This window comes from Devosia sp. Root436 (assembly GCF_001426345.1).
GTDB lineage: Bacteria > Pseudomonadota > Alphaproteobacteria > Rhizobiales > Devosiaceae > Devosia.
This window is the reverse complement of the sequence record NZ_LMEM01000012.1, coordinates 57,533-79,470: the sequence shown is the minus strand read 5'-3', so window position 1 is coordinate 79,470 and position 21,938 is coordinate 57,533. Positions and strand designations below refer to the sequence as shown.

Annotated in this window: 18 protein-coding genes; 7 read left to right on the top strand and 11 right to left on the bottom strand. The window is 64.1% G+C overall.

The genetic code is table 11. From position 1 onward, the window contains the following. Positions 1-186: 186 nt before the first annotated feature. The 5 genes from ugpC to ASD04_RS13365 all read right to left on the bottom strand — a co-directional run bounded on the left by ugpC (position 187) and on the right by ASD04_RS13365 (position 5,899). The gene (gene ugpC / locus ASD04_RS13385; protein ID WP_056257798.1) at positions 187-1,257 is read right to left on the bottom strand and encodes a sn-glycerol-3-phosphate ABC transporter ATP-binding protein UgpC; all 1,071 of its coding nucleotides are present in this window, start codon (positions 1,255-1,257) and stop codon (positions 187-189) included. A gap of 185 nt (positions 1,258-1,442) precedes the next feature. Continuing rightward, complete coding sequence (locus tag ASD04_RS13380) at positions 1,443-2,213, bottom strand: carbohydrate ABC transporter permease (protein ID WP_244488331.1); 771 nt, start codon at positions 2,211-2,213, stop codon at positions 1,443-1,445. A 307-nt stretch (positions 2,214-2,520) separates the two neighbouring features. Beyond that, the gene (locus tag ASD04_RS13375) at positions 2,521-3,414 is read right to left on the bottom strand and encodes a sugar ABC transporter permease (RefSeq protein WP_056257793.1); all 894 of its coding nucleotides are present in this window, start codon (positions 3,412-3,414) and stop codon (positions 2,521-2,523) included. Positions 3,415-3,555: 141 nt separating this feature from the next. Then, positions 3,556-4,857: an ABC transporter substrate-binding protein gene (locus tag ASD04_RS13370; protein WP_056257791.1), complete on the bottom strand. Its 1,302-nt coding sequence runs from the start codon at positions 4,855-4,857 to the stop codon at positions 3,556-3,558. 202 nt (positions 4,858-5,059) lie between these two features. Further along, the gene (locus tag ASD04_RS13365) at positions 5,060-5,899 is read right to left on the bottom strand and encodes a phytanoyl-CoA dioxygenase family protein (RefSeq protein WP_056257789.1); all 840 of its coding nucleotides are present in this window, start codon (positions 5,897-5,899) and stop codon (positions 5,060-5,062) included. Between the two features lie 579 nt (positions 5,900-6,478). Between ASD04_RS13365 and ASD04_RS13360 the strand changes: the two genes are divergently transcribed. Then, complete coding sequence (locus ASD04_RS13360; protein ID WP_056257786.1) at positions 6,479-7,432, top strand: pentapeptide repeat-containing protein; 954 nt, start codon at positions 6,479-6,481, stop codon at positions 7,430-7,432. A 27-nt stretch (positions 7,433-7,459) separates the two neighbouring features. On the opposite strand, the gene ASD04_RS13355 is transcribed toward ASD04_RS13360, so the two are convergent. Both ASD04_RS13355 and ASD04_RS13350 read right to left on the bottom strand, forming a co-directional pair. Further along, positions 7,460-10,006, bottom strand: a complete 2,547-nt coding sequence (locus tag ASD04_RS13355; RefSeq protein WP_056257783.1) for an FtsX-like permease family protein — start codon at positions 10,004-10,006, stop codon at positions 7,460-7,462. Continuing rightward, positions 10,006-10,710, bottom strand: a complete 705-nt coding sequence (locus ASD04_RS13350) for an ABC transporter ATP-binding protein (RefSeq protein ID WP_200940267.1) — start codon at positions 10,708-10,710, stop codon at positions 10,006-10,008. Before ASD04_RS13350 ends, ASD04_RS13355 begins: the two co-directional genes overlap by 1 nt. A 198-nt stretch (positions 10,711-10,908) precedes the next feature. On the opposite strand from ASD04_RS13350, the gene ASD04_RS13345 reads away from it, so the two are divergent. Further along, positions 10,909-11,421 (top strand): heme-binding beta-barrel domain-containing protein, encoded by a 513-nt coding sequence (locus tag ASD04_RS13345; RefSeq protein ID WP_056257780.1) that lies wholly within the window; start codon positions 10,909-10,911, stop codon positions 11,419-11,421. A gap of 30 nt (positions 11,422-11,451) precedes the next feature. Here ASD04_RS13345 and ASD04_RS13340 read toward each other — a convergent pair whose 3' ends face one another. After that, the gene (locus ASD04_RS13340; RefSeq protein WP_056257778.1) at positions 11,452-11,850 is read right to left on the bottom strand and encodes a DUF2177 family protein; all 399 of its coding nucleotides are present in this window, start codon (positions 11,848-11,850) and stop codon (positions 11,452-11,454) included. A 155-nt stretch (positions 11,851-12,005) separates the two neighbouring features. On the opposite strand from ASD04_RS13340, the gene ASD04_RS13335 reads away from it, so the two are divergent. Together ASD04_RS13335 and ASD04_RS13330 are read left to right on the top strand one after the other, a co-directional pair. Next, positions 12,006-13,355, top strand: a complete 1,350-nt coding sequence (locus tag ASD04_RS13335) for an FAD-dependent oxidoreductase (RefSeq protein ID WP_244488316.1) — start codon at positions 12,006-12,008, stop codon at positions 13,353-13,355. Next, the gene (locus ASD04_RS13330; RefSeq protein WP_056257775.1) at positions 13,352-14,095 is read left to right on the top strand and encodes a DUF1365 domain-containing protein; all 744 of its coding nucleotides are present in this window, start codon (positions 13,352-13,354) and stop codon (positions 14,093-14,095) included. The genes ASD04_RS13335 and ASD04_RS13330 overlap by 4 nt, the downstream gene beginning before the upstream one ends. A 13-nt stretch (positions 14,096-14,108) precedes the next feature. Here ASD04_RS13330 and ASD04_RS13325 read toward each other — a convergent pair whose 3' ends face one another. Together ASD04_RS13325 and ASD04_RS13320 are read right to left on the bottom strand one after the other, a co-directional pair. Then, positions 14,109-14,879 carry an SDR family NAD(P)-dependent oxidoreductase gene (locus ASD04_RS13325; protein WP_056257772.1) on the bottom strand — a complete coding sequence of 257 codons (771 nt, stop codon included), beginning with the start codon at positions 14,877-14,879 and terminating at the stop codon, positions 14,109-14,111. A gap of 75 nt (positions 14,880-14,954) precedes the next feature. Further along, complete coding sequence (locus ASD04_RS13320; RefSeq protein ID WP_056257770.1) at positions 14,955-16,235, bottom strand: Gfo/Idh/MocA family oxidoreductase; 1,281 nt, start codon at positions 16,233-16,235, stop codon at positions 14,955-14,957. A 212-nt stretch (positions 16,236-16,447) separates the two neighbouring features. Between ASD04_RS13320 and ASD04_RS13315 the strand changes: the two genes are divergently transcribed. The 3 genes from ASD04_RS13315 (at position 16,448) to ASD04_RS13305 (ending at position 21,347) form a co-directional block, all read left to right on the top strand. After that, positions 16,448-17,125 (top strand): GntR family transcriptional regulator, encoded by a 678-nt coding sequence (locus ASD04_RS13315; RefSeq protein WP_056257768.1) that lies wholly within the window; start codon positions 16,448-16,450, stop codon positions 17,123-17,125. A 77-nt stretch (positions 17,126-17,202) separates the two neighbouring features. Further along, positions 17,203-18,177, top strand: coding sequence for an aldo/keto reductase (locus ASD04_RS13310; RefSeq protein WP_056257766.1), 975 nt, complete (start codon positions 17,203-17,205; stop codon positions 18,175-18,177). Positions 18,178-18,440: 263 nt separating this feature from the next. Continuing rightward, positions 18,441-21,347, top strand: a complete 2,907-nt coding sequence (locus ASD04_RS13305; RefSeq protein ID WP_056257764.1) for an insulinase family protein — start codon at positions 18,441-18,443, stop codon at positions 21,345-21,347. A 159-nt stretch (positions 21,348-21,506) separates the two neighbouring features. Here ASD04_RS13305 and ASD04_RS13300 read toward each other — a convergent pair whose 3' ends face one another. Then, positions 21,507-21,809, bottom strand: coding sequence for a hypothetical protein (locus tag ASD04_RS13300; protein ID WP_056257762.1), 303 nt, complete (start codon positions 21,807-21,809; stop codon positions 21,507-21,509). Between the last annotated feature and the right edge of the window lie 129 nt (positions 21,810-21,938).

Here is a 21,938-nt window from a genome sequence, read left to right as displayed (position 1 = left end):
GCTGGTGCGGGGCCTGAGTCACCTCTCCCCTGAGGGGAGAGGTCGGCGCGCAGCGCCGGGTGAGGGGTTCAGTCTCAGTGAAGGGCGGGGTGTCTGCCTGCAGCACTGAACCCCTCACCCCACCCTCTCCCCTGAGGGGAGAGGGAGCCCACGTTCGGTGGGTACCAATGGAACGCGAGTGAAGGATCATTCTCCGGCCCTGGCGAGGCGGTTGCCCTTGGCGTCGAAATAGTGGGCGTCGTCGGGGTGGAGGGAGATGGTGAGCTTTTCGCCATTGTGGTGGCTGGATTTGCCGGGGGCCTTGACCAGCAGGGTCTGGCCGGTCTGGAGGCGGAGATAGATGAAGACTTCGCTGCCGAGATATTCGACCAGCGTGATGGTGCCCGAGAGGGTGAGGGGGCCCGACGCATCGATGGTGAGCTGTTCGGGGCGGAGGCCGATGGTGATGGGGCCGGCGGCGGCGATGCCTGGCGGCAAAGCGATTGTGCCGAGGCCGGGAATGTCGGCCTTGCCATCGGCGATAGTGGCGGCGAGCAGGTTCATCTTGGGCGAGCCGATGAAGCTGGCCACGAACAGGTTGCGGGGGAAATTGTAGAGCTCGTAGGGCGTGCCGACCTGCTCGACATTGCCCTTGTTGAGCACGACGATGCGGGTGGCCATGGTCATGGCTTCGATCTGGTCGTGGGTGACGTAGATCATGGTGGTGCCCAGCCGCTGGTAGAGGCCGGCGAGTTCGACGCGCATCTGGACGCGCAGTTCGGCGTCGAGATTGGAGAGCGGTTCGTCGAAGAGGAAGAGCTGAGGCTCGCGCACGATGGCGCGGCCGATGGCGACGCGCTGCTTCTGGCCGCCGGAGAGCTGGCGCGGCTTGCGCTCGAGCAGTTCCTCGATCTGCAGGATACGGGCGGCATCGGCGACGCGGCGGGCGATTTCGGGTTTGGGCATGCGCAGGTTGCCCAGGCCGAAAGCGAGATTTTTCCGTACGGACATATGCGGATAGAGCGCGTAGCTCTGGAACACCATGGAGAGGTTGCGCTGGGAGGCGGGCAGGTCGTTGACGATGCGGTCGCCGATGGCGATGGTGCCGTCGGTGATCTCCTCGAGACCGGCAATCATGCGCAGCAAAGTGGACTTGCCGCAGCCGGAGGGGCCGACCAGGACGAGGAATTCGCCGGAATGGACATCGAGGTCGATGCCGTGAATGACCTCGAAGCCGGAATAGGCCTTGCGGACTTCGCTGAGGGTGACTGAGGCCATGGGTTAGTCCTGGTGCTGCTGGAACGTGGGGCTTGCGCCACCTCTCCCTTGGGGGAGAGGTCGACCCTCTTGGGTCGGGTGAGGGGGCCTTTTCCTGGCTCGGTGCGAGGGGAAGGCCCCCTCACCCGGCCTACGGCCGACCTCTCCCCCAGAGGGAGAGGTGAAGATGCGCTGAGCCGCCGCCCTCATTTCAGCCCGCTCATGGCGATGCCGCGGATGATGAGGCGCTGGAAGATAATGAAGAAGAGGAAGATGGGCAGGATCGAGAGGATCGACATGGCGAACATGGGGCCGTACTGGCTGGCGCCGTCCTGGCTGAGGAACATGCGCAGGGCCAGGGGGACCGTGTAGTCCTCGACCTTGTTGAGATAGACCAGCGGCCCCAGGAAGTCCTCCCAGGTCCAGATGAAGCTGAAGATGGCTGCCGTGGCCATGGCGGGCAGGCTCAGCGGCATGATGATGGCCCAGTAAATCTTGAAGGGCGAGCAGCCGTCGATCATGGCGGCTTCATCGAGCTCGCGGGGGAGCTGGCGGAAGAACTGGATCATCAGGAAGATGAAGAAGGCTTCGCCGGCGAGGAATTTGGGCACGATGAGCGGCAGGTAGGTGTTGACCCAGCCCAGGTTGAGAAACAGCAGATATTGGGGGATGAGGACGACGTGATAGGGCACCATCAGCGTCATCATCATCAGGGCGAACCACATGTTCTTGCCGGTGAATTCCAGGCGGGCGAAGGCATAGGCCGCGAATGAGCAGGAGATGACGTTGCCGATGACAGAGAGCACGGTGACGAAGGTCGAGTTGAGGAAAAAGCGGGTGAAGCTGACCGAGAGGGCATTCCAGCCCTGGCCGTAATTGTCCCAATCGAAAGTCTGCGGCCAGAGCGAGAGGCTGCCGAAAATCTGGTTGTCGGGCTTGAAGGAGGCCGAGATCATCCAGATCAGCGGGTAGATCATGATGAGCGAGGTCGCGATCAGGAAGACGTGCTTGAGCAGGCCGGCGCGTTTGGCGCGGCGGGCGCGGGCTTCGCGGTATTGTTGCGCGGTGAGGGTGGTGGCGCTGATGGCGGTATCGGTCATGGGGTGGAACCAGAAGTCACCTCTCCCCTGAGGGGAGAGGTCGACCCGAAGGGTCGGGTGAGGGGTTCAGCGCTACGTTTAGGCAAAGTGCTTTCACAGGCACTGAACCCCTCACCCCACCCTCTCCCCTCAGGGGAGAGGGAGCCAACGCCCTGTGGCAAGAATTTGGTTACAAGCATCACCTCTACCCCCGCTCGTTTTCGTAATGGACCCAGTATTTGGAGGTCCAGAAGGCGATGGCGGTGAAGGCGGCGATGATGAGGAGAAGCACCCAGGCGAGGGCGGAGGCGTAGCCCATGCGGAGGTAGGAGAAGGCTTCGTCGTAGAGATAGACGGTGAAGAACAGCAGGCTATCGAGCGGGGCGCCGCTGCCGCCGGAAATGATGAAGGCGCCCGAGAAGCTCTTGAAGGCCTCGATCATCTGGAGGACCAGATTGAAGAAGATGACCGGGGCGAGCAGGGGCACGGTGATGGCGAAGAATTTGCGCAGCGGGCCGGCGGCGTCGATCTCGGCGGCCTCGTAGAGCTCCTGGGGAATGGCGCGCAGGCCGGCGAGGAAGATCAGCATGGGCGAGCCGAACTGCCAGACGGCGAGGACGATGAGGGTCCAGAGCGAATATTTCGGATCGGCCAGCCAATAGGGGCCGTCGAGGCCGACAAGGCGCAGGGCGGAATTGACCACGCCGTCATAATTGAAGAGCTGGCGCCAGAGGATGGCGACGGCGATGGAGCCGCCCAGGATCGAGGGCAGGTAGAACAAAGCCCGATACCAGCCGATGGCGCGGATGCCCTTGTCGAGCGCCATGGCGACGCCGAGGGCGAAGATGAGCTTGGCGGGAACCGAGATGACGACGAAGGAGAAGGTGACCTGGAGCGCCTTCTTGAAGCGGTCGTCGAACTGGAACATGTAGAAATAGTTGTCGAGCCCGATCCACTGGGGGGGACGGACGATGTTGTATTTGGTGAAGCTCAGATAAAGCGAGGCCAGGATGGGGCCGATGGCGAGCAGGAAAAAGCCGATGAGCCAGGGGGCCAGGAAAGCATAGCCGGCGAAATTGCGTCGGAAGAATTTTTCCATGGGCGTGGTCCTGACTCAATCTAGCTCCCTCCCCCCTTGCGGGGAGGGGTTGGGGTGGGGAGCGGCTGGCCCGAATAACGGGACTATACATCCCCCCACCTTTGATCCCTCCCCGCAAGGGGGAGGGAGTCGACTGCGCAATCAGGCCCTGGCCAGAATTGCCTTGGCCTGGGCCAGGAAGTCGGCGGCGACTTCGGGGATGGATTTTTCGCCGAGCAGAACCGAGACGGCGACGCGCTCGAAGGTTTGTTCGACTTCGTTGGAGCCCGAGGGCGGCGGCGGATCGAGCGGCGCCGTCTTGCCCTGGATGGCGTCGAAGAAGGCCACCGAGACCGCTTCGGCGGCCGACAGGTTGGGCTCGAGGGCGGCGCGCACGTCCGAATTGGACGGAATGCCGCGTTCGAGGCCGAGGATGGCCGTCATGTCGAGGTCGTTGACGAAGGCGCTCATATAGGCGGTGGCCGCTTCGGGATCGACGCTGTCGCGGGTGAGGCAGACGAACTGGCTCGGCTGCACGATCGAGCCGGGGATCATCTCGGGGGTATTGGGATACATGGCCGCGCCGAGCGCATCCTGCACCAGTCCCTGGGCGCCGACGAGCTGGTTGCTCCAGACATAGGACATGGCCGACTTGCCGGTGACGACGCCCAACTGGCTGAGATCGGCCACGCCGGCCAGGCCCGCCGATTCGGGTCCCGGCGGGGTCGCGCCGGCATCGCGGATACCCTGCCAGATGCTCCAGTATTCCTCGACGATTTCCTGAGTGGCGCCATAGCTGCCATCGGGATTGAACATCTTGACGCCCTTCTGGGCGATGAAATCGGAGAAGTTCTGGTAGTCGGCCGTGTTGTCGTCGGTGCCGGGGACGCCGGTGGCTTGCTTGATCTGCGCGCCGATGCGGGCGAGGTCGTCATAGGTATAGCCATAGGGGTCGAAATCGGTGCCGGCGACGATGCCGGCTTCCTCGAACAGGCGGGTATTGTAGATGGCCATGTGGGAATTGGCGCCGATGGAGAGGGCGTAGAACTTGCCGTCCACGGTGCCGGCATCGATGGCCGACTGGTCGATCCTGGAGATGTCGAGGCTCTTGCCGACATAGTCGTCGAGCGGCACGACGGCGCCATTGGCGATGTATTCGAACAGCACGCCATAGCCCTGCTGGATCACGTCGGGCATGTTGCCGCCGGCGATCTGGGTGGTGAGCTTGGTGAAGTAATCGGCAAAGCCGAGGGTTTCACCGGAAACGACGGTGCCCGGGGTTTTGGAATTGTAGAGGTCGATGACGGCGAAGGTGCGCTTGTCGCGCTCCGGATTGCCCCACCAGAAGTGGCGGACCTGCTTGTCCTGGCCGAAGGCCTGGGGGCCGAGGGCCGAAAGCACGGCAACGGAGCTGGCGGCGGCGCCGGCCCTGGTCATGAAAGTCCTGCGGTTCAGTCTGCTCATGTGGTGTCCTCCCTGTTGAGCATGCGTGGTGGCAGTGCGGGCGGTTCCCTCCCCCTTGCGCTGCCGCTTGTTCGGGTCGGGCCGGGGCCCGACTTACGTACCTCGTGCCTTCCCGAAAGCTGGTGTCGATGGCCGCGCCGGACCCGGGAGAGATACTTGTAGACTGCCCGGCGCGGCAGCCTGTGGAGTGACAGGCTATAGGCTAGGCATTGGCCACCAGGGGCGGCTGATGCGGCATGACGATCTTGCGCTGCTGCGGCGTCAGCCGCGCGAGCAGAGCCGGACTGGGCACGAAGCGGTGGCGGAAATAGCCCCAGCTCGGGCCGTAGCGATAGACGGTCATGCGGCGCTCGCCCGTGTTCACCCGGCGGGCGGCGCCGTGCATGATGGCATCGACGAACATCAGCGCATCGCCGGCCTTGAGATGGACTTCCACCGCGCCGGTGACGCCGTCGACCGAGGTTTGCTCGTCGCGCTTGTCGATGGCGACGGTCTGGGGATGGCGGAGATTGGATTTGTGGCTGCCCGGGATGACCATGGTGGCGCCATCGCCGGGGCCGATATCGTTGAGCGCGATGAGGACATTGACCTGGCCGCAATGGAATTTTCCCGCGTGGAAGCGGTATTGCGTGCGGATGGTGCCCATATGGCCGCCGGAATGGAGGCGCAGGGCCTGGCCGGGGCCGCGTATCGTGGCGAAGCATTCATCGATGAAGGCGGGGCCGTGATGGCCGTCGAAATTCTCCGGATCGTCGGCGCCGATGAAATGCACGGCCTTGGCGAACCAGGAGGGGTGGTCGATCATCTTTTCCCAGACCGGGCCGGCCTCGTACATCTGCTGCAGCATGACGCCTTCTTGGCGGGCGGGGTCGTTGTGCAGGTAGACATTGCCGCGGAATTGGCTGCCGACGAAGCCGCTGGCGTCATCGAGCGTGGCATTGCAGGCGGCGAGTTCTTCGGTGGAGAGGGCGCCGGGAATGACGAGATAGCCGTTCAGGTCGAACAGGTAGCGCTCCATGTCGGTGCATGGCTGATCGGTCATGTTCCGCCTCCCGCTTGCCCGATTTCCGGGGCAGTGTGCGGCAAGGCTGGGATGAAGGTGAGGACCGTCCCGCCAACCGCGACCGCACGGTTGAGATCGTCTGCGGGTCTCTCAGAAGGTCGATACGAGCATCGGTCCGTTGGTTGAACGGTCAGACCGAAGACATACCGCGTAGCTCACGCTTGACCACATACCCTGGCTGGACCCCGTGGGGTCCATGACGTGTCTCCGGCCGATCCTGGGGGATTGTTCCCACTCAGATGGCGGGAGATTGGCAATGGCGGGGTTGCAAGTCAATGATAAAATTTGGGATGCGGAAATAATCGTGGATGGGCAAGGAGTTAGGGCAGGGTTTCTTCCATACAAGACATGGAGCGCGCCAATGTGGCAGGTGAAGCCTTAATTTGGTATTGCTTATTCCATCCAGCAGGGAGGCTCGGATTGAACCGCAGGGAAGACAAAAACTGGGGTGCCCGTATCCTGACTTTTGCCTGCGCAAGCGCAGTCGTAGCTACGTTTATAGCAACTCACATTTTCATGCGATGGAGTACCTGGCCGCACGCCATTCTGGACTCTGATATGGGGGTCATCGTCACTTTTGGTGCACTGGCCACGCCAGTAGCTGCCTTGATCGGTATTCATCTGCTGAATCGGAGGACCAAAAACAGCGACCTGACACTTCAGCATCAGCAAGAAATAGCGGACCGGGACCAGTTCATCAAAGGTAGTGACTTGCTGTCGTCCGAGAGCGTGGGATCTCGGGTAGCGGGCGCGCACCTGCTTGCGCGGCTGGGACAAGAAGAACCAGCACAGTTCTTCGTTCCCGTGGCCAATACGTTCATTGCCTTTCTGGCGGCGGCCGATCGCACGTCGTTCGACGTAGTGGTGTCGCTAAACAAAAGCGACCGGCCAGACTGGAGCAAACTGGCCGAAACGCCGATGGATGTTACCGTCGCTCTCCACTATCTCGGTCGCATGCGCAACCAGGTCGATCTAGTCTGGCATGCTGATGTCTTTGGCTCGGGCGACAGTGCTGTGCTTCTGAAACTGCCTTCTGTCGCCGTGATGTTGGACGAGTGCAATTTTTCCAGCTGCGATTTCCGCAAATGGTACTTCGCCATGACCACGTTCCAGCGATGCAACTTGCAGGGCGCCAAGCTCTCGGGCAGCGCGAATTTCACCTTGTCATTTAAGAACTGTGATCTGCGGAACGCGCGGATCGACCTAAAAAGCGCCGGTGCCGAAGGGACGCCGACACAGGGTGCAATCATGTTATCCGATTGCGAGATCGATGGATTGCTAGTCAACGGCGAGGTGGCCAAGGAAGGCCTATTGAAGCTGCCTTGCAGCAATCTCATGCCCGTAATTGACCTCCCCAAATTCAGCCTCAAGCAATCTGACGCTATGGCATCGTCTTCCATCACCCATGTAGACAGCCCCCCTGACCTGCATCATCCCCTGTGGGCAGGGGGTCACATGATCCCAATTTTAGGCAAGCTGGGCGCGGCCAAGCCAGGAAAAATGATCCACTAATCCGCGTCCAGGATTGACGCTTTGTGTCTACAAATCCCGGAGCAATCTCGCCGGTCTTGCGGATGCTGCCCGCAGGATGGTCATGGCGCCGAGCAGGGCCGTGATGGCGATGGCGATCAGCAGTACGACGAGCAGGGCGTCGAGGTTGAGGGTGAAGTCGACGTTGAGCATGACCATGCTGACCAGCCGGCCGAGGCCGATGCCGAGGAGGATGGCGGGGAGGGCGGCGAGGGTGGCCAGGATCAGGTATTGGGTGAAGGCGGTGGCCATGAGCTCGAAGCGGGTGGCGCCGAGAACCTTTGAGATGACCGTATCGGCCTCGCGCTGGCGGCGGCCGGTGGCAAGACTGCCGACAAGGACGAGGAGGCCATTGCCGACGGCGAGGCCGCCGACCAGCACGGCGGCGAAGGAGAGCTGGCTCAGGGCGTCGGTGATCTGCTTGAGGGTATCGCCGATGGCGATGAAGCGCAGGTCGGGGAAGTCGGCGGCGAGCTGGCGCTCGACGGCCTCCTCGCGGCCCGGCGTGGCGGTGACGGCGGCAAAGAGCGTGGTGGGATAGCTCTCGATGACGCCGGGGGAGAAGGTGGCGAGGAAGTCGATGCCGCCCTGCCAGGAATAATCGCGGAAGGAGGCGATGGTGGTGGTGATCTGTTCGCCGAAGATGGTGAAGGTCAAGGTATCGCCGAGATCGACGCCGAGGCCGGAACGCAGGCTTTGATGCAGCGAGACGAGGCCGGGGCCGTCATAGTCTAATGGCCACCACTCGCCCGCGGTAATGCGGGAGGAGGCGGGCAGCACCGAGCGGAAGGTGAGGGGCACTTCGCCGGCGAGGAGGAAAGTGGCCTCGGGGCCGCTGGTGCGTACGGTTTCGGCGGGCTGGCCGGCGATTTCGGTCAGGGCGCCGCGCAGCATGGGGGTGGCGACGAAGCGGGGGATGTCGGTGCCTTGGCCGGCAATGGCGGCGAGGGCGTCCACCTCGTCGGGGAAGAGGTCGGAGGCGACAAGGGTGGGCACGTCGAAGGCCGAGGCGCCGAGGAATTCCTGGCGCAGATTGGCCTGGAGGACGAGGACGACGACGAGCATGGCCAGCGCCATGCCGGCCGAGACCACGACCGAGGCGGCATTCTGCCCGGAGCCGGAAATGGCGCGCAGAGCATGGCGCGGAATACGGGCGCGCGGCTCGGGCAGGCGGGCCAGCGTGAGCTGGATGGCGCGAATGAAGAGCTGGAAGATGACGGCGGCGGCCGCGGCGGCGAGGCCGAAGGCGGCGACCAAAACGGCATCCCCGGTCATCAGCCAGGCCAGGAGGAAGAAGGCGAGAGCAGCGGCGATAAGCGGGATGACCTGCCAGGAGAGGAGGAGGCCGGCCCAATCGACCGGCGGGGCAGACAGGCCCTTGGAGCGGAAGAGCAGGACCGGGCGGATGGCCTGGGCCTGCTGCAAAGGCAGATAGGCAAAGGCGAAGGCGGTGACCAGGCCTGCGGCGGCGGCGACGGCGAGGGCCTGGATGTGGATGGTTGCGGCAAGGTCGATGCCGACGGCGCGACCGATAATGGGCAGGACGGCAAAGGCGGCGCCGCCACCGATGAGCAGCCCGATGCCGACGCCGACGGCGGCGAGCGCCGCGACCTGGGCGAAGAAGTGGATGAAGATGCGCGCGCGCGGCGCGCCCATGGAGCGCAGGATGGCGATGACGCTGGCGCGCTCGGCGATATAGGCCTGCATGCCGGTCCAGACGGAAACGCCGCCGATCAGCAGCGAGCCGAGGCCGACAATGACCAGGAAGCGCATGAAGAGATCGTAGTAGCGCACCATCTGGCCCAGGCCATCGCGGGCGGAGCGGATGGTCCAGCCGCTATCGGCGAAGGCGGTTTCAAGGGCCGCTTTGCCGGCTTCGGCATCGCGGTCATTGAGCAGCAGCTTGTAGCGGAACCAGGTGCCAAGGCCCGGCAAAGGCGAGGTGCGGTCGGACACGGCGGCGAAGCCCTGATCGGTGACGAGGGCGGTGAGGCCGAGACGGAAGCCGCGCACCGGGCCGTCGGGCAGCTTGGTGAGGGTGCCGCGCGTCTCGAAGGTGGTGCCGCCGAGCGAGAATGTGTCGCCAATGGCGAGGCCGAGCTGATCGAGCAGGATCGGATCGAGCAGGGCGCCATGGGCCTCGGCGCTGGGGGCGAGCAGATCGTAGACCGACTGGCCGGTGGCCAGCTGGGGGCTCAGCACCTGGCCGAGCAGGGGATAGGTGGGGCCGACGGCGCTGAGATCGACAAAGGCGTCGCCAGTAGCGGATTCGGCACGCAGGTTGGTGTCGATAATGGTCGAGGCCGTGCCGAAGCCGGCCATGGTGGCCAGTTCGTTCGCGGTGGCGAGGCGGTCGGCGCGGGAGAGTTCCACATCGCCGCCCATCAGCTCGGCGGCGCCGTCATCGATGGCGCGGGTAATACTTGCTCCGACCGAATTGACGCCCGAGATCAGCGCGGTGCCGACGGCCAGGCAGACCACCAGCAGCAGGAAGCGGCGCAGGTCGCCGCGCATGTCGAGCAGGCCGATGCGGACGGCGCCCCAGAAGGAGCCCATTACTGCTGCCCCGTGGTTTCGGTCAATTGGCCCGCCGTCATCGTGAAGACGCGGTCGGCGCGGGCGGCGAGGGCCGGATCGTGGGTGATGAGCACGACCGAGGTGCCCTGCCTGCGGGCGAGATCGAACATCAGTTCGACCACGAGGGCGCCGGTCTTCTGGTCGAGATTGCCGGTGGGCTCGTCGGCCAGCAGCAGGGGCGGATTGGCGACCATGGCGCGGGCCAGGCCGACGCGCTGCTGTTCGCCACCCGACAAAGCCGAGGGGCGATGATCGAGCCGGTCGGCCAGGCCGACGGCGTCGAGGGCGGCTGCGGCCTTGTCGCGAATTTGTGACAGGGTCAGCTCGGGCGTGGCGATTTCGAGGGCGAGGCCCACATTGTCATGGGCGGTCAGCGAGGGAATGAGGTGGAAGCTCTGGAAGACGATGCCCAGAGTGCGGCGGCGGAAACGGGCCAGATCGTCCTCGTTGAGGGCGCCCAGATCGGCGCCGTTGACGGTGACAAGGCCGGTAGTGGCGCGTTCGAGGCCGGCCAGGAGCATGAGCAGCGAGGTCTTGCCGCTGCCGGAGGGGCCGACAATGGCGACGACCTCGGCCGGCGCGACGCGCAGCGAGACGCCCTTGAGAATGTGGAGCGGGCGGCCTGCCACCTCCAGGCTGTAGGTCACGTCCCTGATGTCGATGATCGGCGTGTCCGTAGTCACCTGAACCGTTCCCCCTTATGGTCCGCCTGGGCGTCGATGTATCCCGACGACCCATTGATCGTGATTTGTAACGCCCCGTCAGTAGCGAAATCGTAACAACTGCGTCAGATGTGTCAGATTTCTACTGGCTTCGGTATCTCTGCACTGGCAGACATAAAAAGAATCTGATGTCACGAAGCAGCAGGAGGTGCTTTGGCGATGAAGACGTGGTGGGGGATTGGTGTCGTTTTGCTGTTTATGCCGCTGGTGAACCTGGCGCCGGCACAGGCGGCGGACGAAGTGGCTTTGCTCGAATCCTATATCGGCAGTTGGCAGGGCGAAGGTGCGCTGGTGGGGGGCGACAGGCCCGAGCCGTTCCGCTGCCGGCTGACCATCGCCAAGGGCAACCAGGCCAAGGTGAACTATACCGGGCGCTGCGCGCTGGTGAATGCCACGCTCTCGATCAGCGGCACCATTGCCTTCAACGAGACTGCCAAGCGCTATGAGGCAGCCATGAGCTCCAATGCAGGCTTCACCGGGCTGGCCATTGGCCAGGAGCGGGGCGGGCAGATCAGCTTCGACCTGCGCGAACAGCAGAAGGATCGCGGCGGCAGCGATGTGCGCATCGGCTCGCGGATCGTGCTGGTCAACGGCAATATTACCGTGGACTTCGAGGTGGAGTTCAACAATTCGGGCGATGTGCTGACGGCGTCGGTGCCGTTCAGGCAGTAGAGGCGGCACCAGGTTGACCGCCATGATTTCTTAACTGGTGAACTGCAGGACGGCGTAGCCGACAAGGGCCGCGGCGGCACTGACGGTGATGCCCCAGGCCAGATCGACCAGGCTGACCACGAGTGGCCAGTCGCGAATGGTCGAGAGGTTGGTGAAGTCGTAGGTGCCGTAGGCGACCAGGCCCACCAGTGCTCCCAGGCCCAGCGCCATGAGCCACGAGCCTGCGGAAGCCGCGGGCAGAACGGCGAAAACGACGAGCCCCACGACATAGACCAGGTAGAAGGCGGCGGCGACCGGCAGGTTGGGGCTGTCGCGCAGCAGGCTGCCGAGCAGGGGTTTGTATATGCGCGATACAGCCAGGCTCAGCCAGATGAAATCCAAGGTAAAGAAGGCGACGGCGGTGGCGCCGTAGGCGATGGCAAAGGGCATGACGGGCTCCCTGATCCTGTGCATGAAGGGTGGCATGGCCGGGCGGGGCGGCCAACCGAACTTTTTGCCCGAGAGCGCAAAATAGGGCGCGCTGCGCTGAAACTTTGCCCGATGCAATTCCGTAGCTGGATCAAGCCCAGTTCAGGAAGCCCCGCGTGCTGCATCACCATCCCCACCCCGATCTTGCCCATAACCGCCGTATCGCGGTGATCGGAGGCGGTATAGCCGGCCTCTCGGCCGCCTGGCTGCTGAGCCGGCGGCACGAAGTGACCCTCTATGAGAAGGAGGACTGGCTGGGCGGGCATGCCCATACGGTGGACGTGGAGACGGAGCGGGGCCCGTTGGCGGTGGATACCGGCTTTATCGTCTATAACCAGGCGAACTATCCCAATTTCGTGCGGCTGCTGGATCAGCTCAACGTGGCGAGCACGGAAACCAACATGTCCTTCGCCGCTTCGGTGGGCGAGGGGCGGTTCGAATATTCGAGCGACCTGCTGGGACTGGTCGGGCAGACGAGCAATCTGGTGCGGCCCGACTACTGGCAGATGCTGGCCGATATCGTGCGCTTCTATACCCATGCCGAAAGCCTGCTCGACAGCCCGGAAATCGAGGGCATGACGCTGGGCGCCTTCCTCGACAGGCACGGCTATTCTCCCCAACTGGTGGACCTGCATGTGCTGCCGATGTGCGCGGCGATCTGGTCGAGCTCGGCCGACGCGATCCGCGGTTTTCCCATGCAGGCCTTCGTGCGGTTCTTTTCCAGCCACCAGTTGTTCAAGGTGGGGCGGCGGGCCAAATGGCTTACGGTCTCGGGTGGCAGCCGCAGCTATGTGCGGGCATTGGTGGCGGATTTCGCCAGCCCGGTGCGGATGGCACCGGCCGCCAGGGCGATCAGCCGGCATGGCGGGCTGGTGACGGTGGAGGATGCGCGTGGCGAGCGGGATGTCTTTACCGATGTCGTTCTGGCCAGCCATGCCGACCAGTCCCTGGCACTGCTCGACGATGCGGACGACATGGAACGGCGGGTGCTGGGATCGTTCGGCTATACGAAAAACCGCGCCGTGCTGCATGACGACCGCTCGCTGATGCCGCGGCGGCGGCATGTTTGGGCGAGCTGGAACTATATAGGCGGTGAGAACGAAGACGGCGGGGAGGCACTCTGCGTCAGCTACTGGATGAACCGGCTGCAGAAGCTGGACCGGCGGCATCCGATCTTCCTGACGCTCAATCCGCCGCGCGAGCCAAAGGCGGGGCAGGTGTTGCAGAGCTTCGAGTATGAGCATCCACTGTTCACGCAGGCGGCGCTTTCGGCGCAGCGCGAGCTGTGGCGATTGCAGGGGCGGCGGGGAACGTGGTTCTGCGGCAGCTATTTCGGCTATGGCTTCCACGAGGACGGGCTGCAATCGGGGCTTGCAGTGGCCGAGCGGTTCGGCGTGACGCGGCCCTGGACGATGCCGGCCAACCGGATCGCCGAAGTGCCGGCGCTGTTGGAGGCGGCGGAATGACCGCAAGCGCGCTCTATGTCGGCACGGTGGCGCATAAGCGGCTGCGACCGAAGGCGCACAAACTGCGTTACCGCGTGTTTTCCCTGCTGCTCGACCTCGACGAGCTGCCCGGGCTGAAGCTGCGCTGGCTGGGGGTAAACCGGCGGGGACTGCTGAGTTTTCGCGAGGCTGACCATGGCGATGGCGGACCATTGCGCTCATGGGTGGCCGCGCGGCTGGCCGAGGCAGGCATCGTGGCGGAGGGGCCCGTGCGGCTGCTCTGCTATCCGCGTATGCTGGGCTATGTGTTCAATCCACTGACGGTCTATTTCTGCCACCATGGGGATGGCGGGCTCGCGGCCATCATCTATGAGGTGCACAATACGCATGGTGAGCGGCATGCCTATGTGCTGCCCGGCGGCGGCGACGGCATGGTGCGGCACAGTTGCAGCAAGACATTCTTCGTCTCGCCCTTCATGCCAATGGATTGCGTCTATCATTTCACCATCCGCCCGCCCGGCGAGACGGTGAGCGTGGGGATCGTCGAGGGCGATGGCGAGGGAACGCTGCTGACTGCGTCGTTCGCGGGGGAGCGCGAAGAGCTGACCGATGCGACGCTGCTGCGGGCGGTGCTTGCGCATCCGCTGATGACGCTCAAGGTGACGCTGGCCATCCACTGGGAAGCGGTCAGGTTGCTGGCAAAGGGGTTGCGGGTCTATCGTCACACACCCAAGGACCGACCCACATTCGGCTCAGCCTGAACCGAATAACGCGTCATAGGCGGCGGACCAAGCGGCGGGTGATGGCGAAGAAGGGGCCGTAGGGCAGGCTGCCCAGGAGCTTCATCAGTAGCGCCATCTGCCACGGGAAGACAATCTCGAAGCGGCCGCGTTCGAGCCCGGACATGATGGCGTGGACCGCCTCGTCGGTATCGATGAGGAAGGGCATGGGGAAGCTGTTCTTGCGGGTCAGCGGGGTATCGACGAAGCCGGGATTGATGAGGGTGAGTTCGACCCCATCGGTTTCGAGTTCGGGCTTGAGGGCTTCAGCCAGGGCAATGAGGGCGGCCTTTGTGGCGCTGTAGGCGCCGGAGGTGGGCAGGCCACGATAGCCTGCAACCGAGGCGACCACCGCAACGCGGCCGGCGCGGCGCTGGCGCAGCAGGGGCAGAAGCGCGCTGAGACTGTAGACGGCACCCATGAGGTTGGTGTTGACCACGTGGGCGAATTTATCGGTATCGAACTTCTGTGCGCTGACTTCGCTATTGGTGCCGGCATTGAGGATGGCCAGAGTGATTGGGCCGATCACCGCCTCGATATGGGCGACGGCGGCGCGGACGGCGGCCTCGTCGGTGACGTCGAGCGGCACGGGCAGGATGGCGCCGGGACGGCCGGCTTCATCTGCGAGGGACACAAGATCGGTCTCGGTGCGAGCGCTGGCGGCAACCGTCATGCCGCGGGCGGCCAGGGCCAGCGCCAGGGCGCGACCGATGCCGGTGCCCGCGCCAGTAACCCAAGCCGTTCCGGTGAATGCTTCGCGCGTCATGTCTGCTCCTTGCTCAATGCCTGAGCAAGATACGAGAAATGGCGGCGAAAGGTTTCCTATCGGCGCCGTGGGCGCCTAAAGCTTCACCAGCGTCTTCACGTCGACCGGCAGGCCGGTCGCAAAAGACTGGTTGGCGGCGATGCCGGTCAGGATGGAGAGGGCGCCGTCGCGGTGGTTGGCGCCGTAGCCGGGGCGCGGGGTGGCGTTGCCGAAGATTTCCTCGAGCATGATCTTGTCGCCGCCGCCGTGGCCGCCTTCGCCGGCCTTGATCGGAACGACGCGCGGCTCGCCATGCAGGGGGAAGTGGTAGAGGTCGACGCCCTTGGCGGCGCCTTCGGCCGTCGAGGTGGAGCCGGCATTGATGTAGGAAGTCTCGCGCACCATCAGTTCGAGCCGCCCGCCGGTGCCGTTGATGGCGACGTTGAAGCCTTCCCAGGGGGCATAGGCATAGAGCGAATAGGTCATGACCGCCTTGTTGCGGTAGCGGACCATCACATTCATCGTATCCTCGATGGAAATGCCGTCGCCGAAGACGTTCTGGTCGCGCTGGTAGCCGTCTTCCTTTTCGCCGTCCCAGTAAAGACCCTTCTGCACCGGGTTGGCGGTAAGGTCGATGGCGAAGTGGTCGTTTTTGGCGGCCTCGACGCCGGTGGTGCGGGTATAGGGGGTGAAGACGCCCCGTTCCTCGGCATTGGCGCGGCCGTAGAATTTGAGGTCGCCCATGGCGAAAACCGTATCGGGCTGGCTGCCGAGCCAGAAATTGACCAGGTCGAAGTGGTGCGTGGACTTGTGGACCATCAGGCCACCGGAATTGCGCTTGTCGCGGTGCCAGCGGCGGAAGTAGTCGGCGCCGTGGCGGGTATCGAGCAGCCATTCGAAATGCAATGAGGTGGGGGTGCCGATGGCGCCGGAGGCGACGAGCTCGCGCAGGGCCGAATTGTGCGGGGCGTAGCGGTAGTTGAAGGTGACGCGGACATTTTTGCCGGTGCGCTCGACCGTATCAAGGATGGCCTGGCACTTCTCCTTGTCGGTCGTCATCGGCTTTTCGGTGATGACGTCGCAGCCCGCTTCGAGTGCGGCGATGATGTAGTGATGATGCGTGCGGTCGATGGAGGTGACGATGATCGTATCGGGCTTGTGGGCGGCGATCATGGCGCCGAAGTCGGCCGCCTTGTAGGTGGGCAGCTTCTGGCCGCCGAATTCCTGCTCGATGACCCGGTTGGTATAGTCCATGCGCACCTGGTTGGTGTCGCACAGGGCCACCAGCCTCGACTGGTCCTTATGCGGGCCCAGGATGGCCTCGTAGAACATGCGGGCGCGACCGCCGGTCCCCACGAGCGCGTAGGTCTTGGCCATTCGTTTCTCTCCGGTCTCGATACGATTCAGTTTTGCCGCCCCGGGAGGGATTGCAGAACCCATCTACCATACAAGATTGGAAAAGAGTACTGTTTCTTTGTTCCGGCCTGACGGAATCTGCGCCTGACCGGGGCCAGATTCCTGTGGAAGGCCGCAAAGAGCGGGCGCAGGACGGGTGTGTTCCGTCTCATGGTCGGCAAAGGGGAATCAGTATGGCCGTGAATGTGTCCGACAGCGTGACCGAGGAAACCATGGCGCTCCGCGTCGTCGGCGCGCTGCGCGACGATATCGTGACCATGACGCTGAAACCCGGCGACGTGATTTCCGAGAGCGACATTGCCGGCCGCTATGGCGTGTCGCGCCAGCCGGTGCGCGAGGCCTTCATCCGGTTGGCGCAGCAGGGATTGCTGCTGATCCGGCCCAAGCGGGCCACGGTGGTCAAGAAAATCTCGCCCGAGGGGGTGCGGCAGAGCCGGTTCATCCGCGAAAGCATCGAGGTGGAAATCATCCGCCGGGTGGCGAGCCATCCGGGCGAGGCCAAGGCGGTGCTGGGCGAGCTGATTGCCGAGCAGGAAGCCGCCTCCAGCGCCGATGACAGCCGGCGCTTCCATACGCTGGACGAGCTGTTCCATCGTACGCTGGCGCGGCTGGCGGGGGTGGAATACGCATGGCAACTCATCGACGACCACAAGATGCAGCTCGACCGGGTGCGCTACCTGACGCTGGGCGTATCGTCGTCGCAGGTGGCGATCGGCGAACACAAGGCGATCGCTGCGGCCGTGGGGGCGGGCGACGTCGCCGGGGCCGAGGCGGCGATGCGGGCGCATCTGGCCCGGGCCGAGGTGCTGCTGAACCAGACGATCAGCGATCATCCGGATTATTTCGAGTAGGGGAGAGGGGTTGACCCCGGCATGCCTGCCCGCGCAAACCTGCGCCGGGCCGATTGGCCATGGCAGGGAGAATGGTGATGAAGACGCGGCTTCTGGGCAAGACGGGCTATGAAGTGAGCGAAATCGGGCTGGGCTGCTGGCAGCTTGGCGGCGATTTCGGGCCGGTGGGGGACGAGACGGCCGGGGCCATCCTCGACGCGGCGAACGGGGCGGGCGTGACGTTCTGGGACACGGCGGATGTCTATGGCGGCGGGTTGAGCGAGAGCCGGATCGGCAGCCATGGCAAGGGCCCGGATGTGCATGTGGCGACCAAGCTGGGGCGCGGCGGCGGGCTGTTTCCCGATAATTATTCCCTGGATGGCATTCGTGCGAGCCTCAAGGGCTCGGCGGAGCGGCTGGGCGTGGCCAGTCTCGACCTGGCACAATTGCATTGCGTGCCGACCGAGGTGCTGCGCGACGGCCGGATTTTCGGCTGGATGGACCAGCTCAAGGCCGAAGGGCTGGTGCGGCATTGGGGGGCCAGCGTCGAGACCATCGAGGAGGGACTGATCTGCCTCGAACAGCCCGGTTGCGCGAGCCTGCAGATCATCTTCAACCTGTTCCGCCAGGATGCGGCCAAGGCGCTGTTGCCGAAGGCGGCGGAGCGAAATGTCGGCATCATCGTGCGGCTGCCGCTGGCGAGCGGGTTGTTGAGCGGGAAATTCGACAAGGCGACGCGGTTCGATGCGTCGGACCACCGGAACTATAATGCGGACGGCGCGGCGTTTTCGGTGGGCGAGACGTTTTCCGGCATTCCGTTCGAGCGCGGGGTGGAGCTGGTGGGGCAATTGCGCGGGCTGGCGCCGGAAGCATTGCCGATGAGCCAGTTCGCGCTGCGCTGGATTCTGGACCATCCGCAGGTGAGCACGGTCATTGCCGGGGTGAGCAAGCCGGAGCAGTTGGCGGATAATGTGGCGGCGAGCGCGCAAAGGCCGTTGTTCCCGGCGCTGATGGGGGAACTGGCGGAGTGGTATGAGAGGGACGTGAAGCCGGAGATTCGAGGGGGCGTTTGAGCTCTGTACGCTCAGTCGACTCCCTCCCCCTTGCGGGGAGGGATCGAGGGTGGGGGGTGTTTGGCCCGGATATTGGGGCTCCGATCCCCCCACCCCAGCTCCGCTACGGCCCTGCGGGCCTAGCTCCGCTACCCTCCCCGCAAGGGGGAGGGTGACCCGGACGATGGATCGTGCCGCGTCAAGCCGGCGTGACGCCTCTAGCGGATCGGCGGTCCCGTCCCTACGTTGTCAGCCAACAACAAGAACCCTTCCGAGTATTCCCCATGTCCCATCCTGCATTCGAACTGGTCCGCGACGAGCATATTGCGGAAGTGAACAGCCAGGCGCTGCTGTATCGGCACAGGAAGACGGGGGCGGAGGTGCTGAGCCTCGTCAATGACGACGAGAACAAGGTGTTCGGCATCACCTTCAAGACGCCGCCGCAGGATTCGACCGGCGTGGCGCATATCCTGGAACATTCGGTGCTGTGCGGGAGCCGGAAATATCCGGTCAAGAAGCCGTTCGTGGAGCTGATCAAGGGGAGCCTCAACACCTTCCTCAATGCCATGACCTTTCCGGACAAGACGGCCTATCCGGTGGCGAGCCAGAACCTCAAGGATTTCTACAACCTGGTGGATGTGTATCTGGACGCGGTGTTCTTTCCGCTGATCAGCGAGGACACGTTCCGGCAGGAGGGGTGGCATTACGAGCTGGAGGATGCGGCCTCGCCGCTGGTCTACAAGGGCGTGGTGTTCAACGAGATGAAAGGCGTGTTCTCGTCGCCCGACGCCGTGATGCGCGATATTTCGCAGCGCTCGCTTTATCCCGATGTGACCTATGGCAAGAGTTCGGGGGGTGACCCGAAGGTCATTCCGGAACTAAGCTATGCGCAGTTCAAGCGGTTCCACCAGACCTACTACCATCCGTCCAATACGCGGGCGTTCTTTTCGGGGGACGACGATGCGGGGCAGCGGCTGGCTATTCTCGACGAATATTTCAGCCAGTTCGAGCGGGCGCCTGTCGATGCGGAGGTCAAGCTGCAGCCGCGGTTCAACACGCCGCGGCAGGTGGTGGCGACCTATGCCGGGACCAGGGATGAGGGCAAGGCGCGGGACGGGATGGTGTCGGTCAACTGGATGATCGACCCGCCGGCCGACCGGACCGAGGCGCTGAGCCACGGCATGCTGAGCTACCTTCTGGCGGGCAATCCGGCCGCGCCCTTGCGCAAGGCGCTGACCGAGAGCGGGCTGGGCGAGGGCATGACCGGCGGCGGGATCGGGGCGGGGCTGCGCCAGCCGATGGCGAGCTTTGGCATGAAGGGGATCGATCCGGACGATGCGGGGAAGGTCGAGGCGCTGATCCTGTCGACGCTGGAGGAGATTGCCGAAAAGGGCTTTGCGACGGACCAGTTGGAGGCTGCGGCCAATACGTTCGAGTTTTCGCTGCGCGAGAACAATACCGGCTCCTATCCGCGTGGCCTGGTCTACATGTTCAACGCGCTGGGGACGTGGCTGCATGAGGGGGACCCGCTGGGGCAGCTCAAGTTCGAGGATGCGCTGGCCGCACTGAAGGACAAGGCCGGCAAGGGGCATTTCGCCAGCGAAATCCGGCGGCTGTTCCTCGACAACATGCACCGGACGACGGTGACGCTGAGCGCGGACCCCGAACAGGGCGCGCGGGAGGCGGCGAAGGAAGCCGAAATCCTGGCCGATGTGCGGGCCGGGCTGGACGAGAAGGCACTGGAAGCCACTATGGCCGAGACTGACAGGCTGAAAGCCCTGCAGGAAGAGGTGGATGACCCGGCGCTGCTGGCGAAGATTCCGACGCTTGGCCTGGCCGACCTGCCGCAGGAATCACGGACCACGCCGATCGAGGTCGGCATGCTGGGCGACGCGCGGCTGTTTTACCATGACCTGCCGACCCTGGGGATCGTCTATCTCGATCTGGGCTTTGACCTGCATGTGCTGGACAAGGATCTGCTGCCCTATCTGCCGCTGTTCGGGCGGGCGCTGCTGCAGACGGGGACGAGCAAGGAAGATTTCGTGTCGCTGACGCAGCGCATCGGGCGCTCGACGGGCGGGATTGCCCAGCATCGGGGCCTGTCGGCGCGGCAGGGGAGCGACGGCAGCGCGGCGTGGTTTTTCCTCTCTGGCAAGGCGGTGCCGGACAAGCATGCGGAAATGCTCGCCATCATGGGCGATGTGCTGCTCGATGCGCGGCTGGATAATCGCGCGCGGTTCAAGCAGATGGCGCTGGAGGAAAAGGCGGGCTTCGAGGCGCGGCTGGTGCCCGCCGGCAATGCCATCGTCAATACGCGGCTCAATGCCGGGCTGACCGAGGCGAGCTGGATCGCCGAGCAGTTGGGCGGGGTGAGCTATCTGGGCTTCCTGCGCGAACTGGTGAAGCGGATCGACAGCGACTGGGACAGCGTCGAGGCGGCGCTGGTGCGCATCCGCGACACGCTGTTCAATCGCGGGCGCATGGTGGTCAATGTCACGGCCGACGGGGCGCTGTGGGAACGGGCGCGGGGAGAGATAGAGGGGTTCCTGGGGCGGTTGCCGGACAGGGACTTTGCCTTTGCGGACTGGGCCATCGATTATGCGCCCAAGTCGGAGGGGCTGATCATTCCGGCCCAGGTCAATTATGTGGGCAAGGGGGCGAACCTGCGGGCGCTCGGCTTCGAGATGACCGGGGCTTCGGCGGTGGTGCTGAAATTTTTGAACACCACCTATCTCTGGGACAAGGTGCGCGTGCAGGGCGGGGCCTATGGCGGGTCGAGCCGGTTCGACCTCACATCGGGGAATTTCAGCTTTTTGAGCTATCGCGATCCCAACCTGCTGAAGACGCTCGATGCCTATGACGGGGCGAGCAGGGCGCTCAATGCCGGGATCGGCGACAACGATCTGACGCGCTCGATCATCGGGGTGATCGGGGATGTGGATGGATATGAATTCCCCGATGCCAAGGGCTATTCGTCGATGTGGCGGCAGCTGACCGGGACCACGGATGCGATCCGCCAGCAGCGGCGGGACGAGATATTGGGGACCGGTATCGCCGATTTCCGGCGCATGGCCGAGGCGGTGGATGCGGTGGCCAGGCATGGGCATGTGGTGGTGCTGGGCGGGGAGGCGGCGATATCGGCGGCGAACGAGAAGCGGCCGGGGCTGCTTGCGGTCAGCAAGGTGATGTGAGGGGCTTTCCCTTCCCCTTGAGGGAGAAGGTGGCGCGAGCGCCGGATGAGGGGTTTGCTTCCACATGCATTGCAGCATGGGAGAGCGCAGGACCCCTCACCCGGTTTTCCGCTGAACGCGGAAAACCACCCTCTCCCTCAAGGGGAGAGGGGAAGGCGCCTAAGCCGTCTTGTCCACGACCTTGCCGGCTTCGTTGCCGGCCTGCAAGGCTTCCATCATGCGGCGCTTGATTTCGTCTTCGACGACCTGGCGGGCTTCGGGTTCCATCTGGGCGAGGTCTGCTTCGCTGGTCTTCATGTCTTCGAGAATCTTGTCGCGCAGGCGTTCCAGCGGGGATTTTTTGGCGAGTTCGAGGAATTCTTCCTCGGGGCTTTTGGGTTGAAGCGGGCTGGAATCGCTGGTGCCCAGACGCTGGTTGCTCAGCGGGAAGGAGCGCATATTGGCGGAAACGGAGAAGGACATGGATGCCTCGGCAGATGAGCTGCCGGAACACATTCAAGTTTCATGCCATTGGCGTGGGTCCGGAATTGCGGGTTTTTTGCCGCCTGCCGACAGGTTCTGACAGTGCCGGCGGGCAGAATATGCCGGCTC